Annotated in this window: 3 protein-coding genes; 2 read left to right on the top strand and 1 reads right to left on the bottom strand. The window is 57.0% G+C overall.

Features of this window, described 5'->3' with window-relative positions:
• Positions 1 to 253: 253 nt before the first annotated feature.
• On the bottom strand, positions 254 to 1468 hold the full coding sequence (locus B2344_RS08590) for an IS256 family transposase (protein ID WP_290485017.1): 1215 nt from the start codon (positions 1466 to 1468) through the stop codon (positions 254 to 256).
• 99 nt (positions 1469 to 1567) lie between these two features.
• Between B2344_RS08590 and B2344_RS08585 the strand changes: the two genes are divergently transcribed.
• On the top strand, positions 1568 to 2482 hold the full coding sequence (locus tag B2344_RS08585) for a tyrosine-type recombinase/integrase (protein ID WP_290485016.1): 915 nt from the start codon (positions 1568 to 1570) through the stop codon (positions 2480 to 2482).
• 6 nt (positions 2483 to 2488) lie between these two features.
• On the top strand, positions 2489 to 3405 hold a 917-nt coding region (locus B2344_RS08580; protein ID WP_290485015.1), incomplete at its 3' end, for an IS91 family transposase.

Genomic DNA, 3405 nt, shown 5'->3' with positions numbered 1-3405 from the left:
GCGTGAATGGCCGGTCTGGGCCGGAAGTGACATATCTGAATTTCTGCGAGCGCAAAATACTGCAGCTGCAGTGCTGGTAAGTCTGGGCTCGAGCACTAAATCGCTCCGCGATAGGGCGCTTGTTTCTGGCGTTGCGCTGAGTTGGGATTTGTTTCGCGTTTTGTTATGTTGGGTGTGTGCTGTTGATCGAGGTGATTTTGCGGGAGTATCCGAAACTCTGCGTATGAGGTTTAGCCCATGCGGTTTCGACGGGTCATTTATTGAACCGTTCTGGGTATAGGATAGCGAACTGGTTTCGTGCGGCAACCCATTCTCTGACGCATCTGCCGGCCTTCTCGAAACTTCGGATCGCGAGATAGATCAGCTTTGTCGCGGCATCGTCGGTTGGGAAGCTGCCTCGCGTTTTGGTGGTTTTGCGGATGACGCGATTGAGGCTTTCGATCGCATTGGTGGTGTAGATGATTTTGCGGACCGCTGGTGGGAAGGCAAAAAACGGGATCACTTCCTGCCATGCCCGCCGCCAGCTCAGGGCGATTGAGGGGTATTTAGAGCCCCATTCCACCTCGAAATCAGCCAGGGCCTTCTCGGCCTCGCCGTCATCCGTGGCCTGATAAATCCGGCGCAGGTCTTTGGCCACGGCCTTACGATCTTTCCAACCGCAGAAGTTCAAGGAATGGCGCACCAGATGCACGATGCAAGTCTGGACTGTGGTCTCAGGGAAGGCCGCGTTGATAGCGTCAGGGAAGCCTTTTAGCCCATCTACCACCGCGATCAGAATGTCCTCCACACCCCGGTTGCGCAGATTATTCATGACACTGAGCCAAAATTTAGCCCCTTCATTATTGGCGATCCATAGACCCAGTACTTCCCGTTCGCCCTCCGGAGTGACCCCCAAAGCCACGTATACGGCCTTATTTTTGACCTGACGGCTTTCCGCGTCGCGGATCTTGACCCGGAGAGCGTCAAGAAAAACGATCGGATACATCGGTTCCAGGGCGCGGTTCTGCCAGTCCGACACCTCCTCCAGAACGGCATCAGTGACACGGCTGATAAGATCAGCTGACACCTTCAGGCCGTAAACTTCCTCAAGGTGGGCGCGGATGTCGCGGGTCGATAATCCGGCTGCATAGAGGCCAATGATTTTGTCATCCATCCCGTCGATCCGGGTCTGGCCCTTTTTGATCAGCTCAGGCTCGAAACTACCGTCGCGGTCGCGGGGAACGTCAATCGGAACCGTGCCGTCATGGCCCTTCAGCGTTTTGCGCGTCGCGCCATTGCGCCGGTTACGCTGCTCAGTGCCCGGGCGCGCGTCGGGCTCATAGCCCAGATGCTCGGTCAACTCTGCGCCAAGCATCCGCTCCATCAGCCGGACCTTGAGCTCCTTCATCAAACCTTGATCGCCCAGCAAATCGTCCGCGTTCTCAACGCCGCTCAGCAGCTCGTCTAAAAGTGCCTTGGAAATCGTCATCGTTGTCATGCTCCTTCGTTGGTGAAGCATGGGCCAAATTACTCATACACGGAAGATCGGACACTCTCGATTTTGCCTCGATCGACAGAGGGTTTTCCCATGAACATTCAGCATTCCACACCAATTACGCCCCTTCGCGCACGTATGATCGCCGACATGTCAGGGCGCAATCTCGGCCCTGCATCCCAGACAAGCCATCTGCGTGCCTGTAAACGATTTGCGGCCTGGCTCGGGCGCTCGCCAGAGACGGCGACTCCGGATGATGTGAAGTATTTCCAGCAGCATCTGGTGGAAAGCGGGACCAGTATCTGCACGCGCAACCAGACGATGACCGGGGTGAAGTTCCTGCTCCGTGTGACACTTCGACGGCATGATTTGGTCGCCGAGATCTTCAGCCTCAAAGAGCCCATGAAGGTGCCGCTGGTGTTGAGCAAAAAGGAGATCAAGCGCATCCTGGCCATGGCTCCGAGCCTGAAGGCGCGCGTGATGCTGTCGCTGGCCTATGGCTGCGGGATGCGGGCTGGCGAGGTCGTTCGGCTCAAGGTTGGGGATATCGATAGCGCGCAAGAGATCATCCGTATTGTACAAGCCAAAGGACGCAAGGATCGCAACGTCATGTTGCCGACGGACATTCTGGGCCTGCTGCGTGAGTGGTGGACAGAGCGACCCACCGGTCAGGATAAGGATGTGCCCGCACCCGAGCGGGTCCTGTTTTCCGGCTATCGTGGCAAGCACCTCTCGGCGCGACAGATGTCGCGACTGTTCAAACAGACGGCGCAGGAGGCCGGGATCACCAAACCTGTTACGTTGCATACACTTCGTCATTCTTTCGCGACCCATCTACTGGAACGCGGCGTCGATATCCGGGTGATCCAAGCCCTCCTCGGGCATTCCAAACTGACGACCACGGCGCGCTATGCCAGCGTTGCCACGGGCATGATCGCGGCAGTGGACAGTCCGTTGGATGATCTGAATGGGGCCAAACGGAAGAAGGGCAAGCCTAAGCCTTCGTAGGCCACTATGCCCGGTCCATCACTGGAGGTCGCGGATATCTTCCGTGACCATGGTGCTGCCTGGCGTGCGGCAAACGCAGGGCACATCAGCCTGAACCAGTTCAAAGTCATGAGCGCAATCAAGCGCTGCCGCACAGCAGCGCTTGGCGGTCATGTCGCGCGCTGTGCCGACTGCTCGCATGAGCACATCGCCTACAATTCCTGTCGCAATCGTCACTGCCCAAAATGTCAGGCCGGTGCGGCTAAGGCATGGCTGGTAGCACGGGAAGCAGAGCTGCTGCCGGTGCGTTATTTCCATCTCGTCTTCACACTGCCCAAGCCCATTGCCGATAATGCACATCAGAACAAACGCGAGATCTATAATCTGCTGATGCGGGTGAGTGCGGACACGGTGATCAGGATTGCTGCCGACCCAAAGCATCTCGGTGCGCGTGTTGGCATCACATCGGTTTTGCACACATGGGGCTCGGCGATGACGCACCACCCACATGTCCATATGATCGTCCCGGGCGGTGGCCTGTCTACGGATAGTTCAAAATGGGTCAGCTCCCGCAAGAACTTCTTTGTGTCTGTGCGGGTTCTGTCTCGCCTGTATCGGCGGCTCATTCTGGAAGGGCTGACCAAACTACACAAAGCCGGAAAGCTGCACTTCTTTGGAGACCATACTGAACTTGGTGATCGCGCGGCCTTCGACGCTTTCCTGCAACCACTGCGCAAAATAGACCGGGTCGTTTACGCCAAAGAACCCTTCGCCGGGCCCAAATCCGTGTTGGCCTATCTGTCGCGCTACACGCACAGGGTGGCCATTTCCAACAGCCGTTTGATCCGTTTCGATGCACGCAGCGTCACCTTCCGCGTCAAAGATTACCGTCTCAAAGGCGCGGGTCGCCAAACAACCATGACTTTGGCCACAAATGAGTTCAT

It is taken from the genome of Hyphomonas sp. UBA3195, from assembly GCF_002366485.1.
Taxonomy (GTDB): Bacteria; Pseudomonadota; Alphaproteobacteria; order Caulobacterales; family Hyphomonadaceae; genus Hyphomonas.
This window is presented reverse-complemented; position numbering and strand designations above follow the sequence as displayed.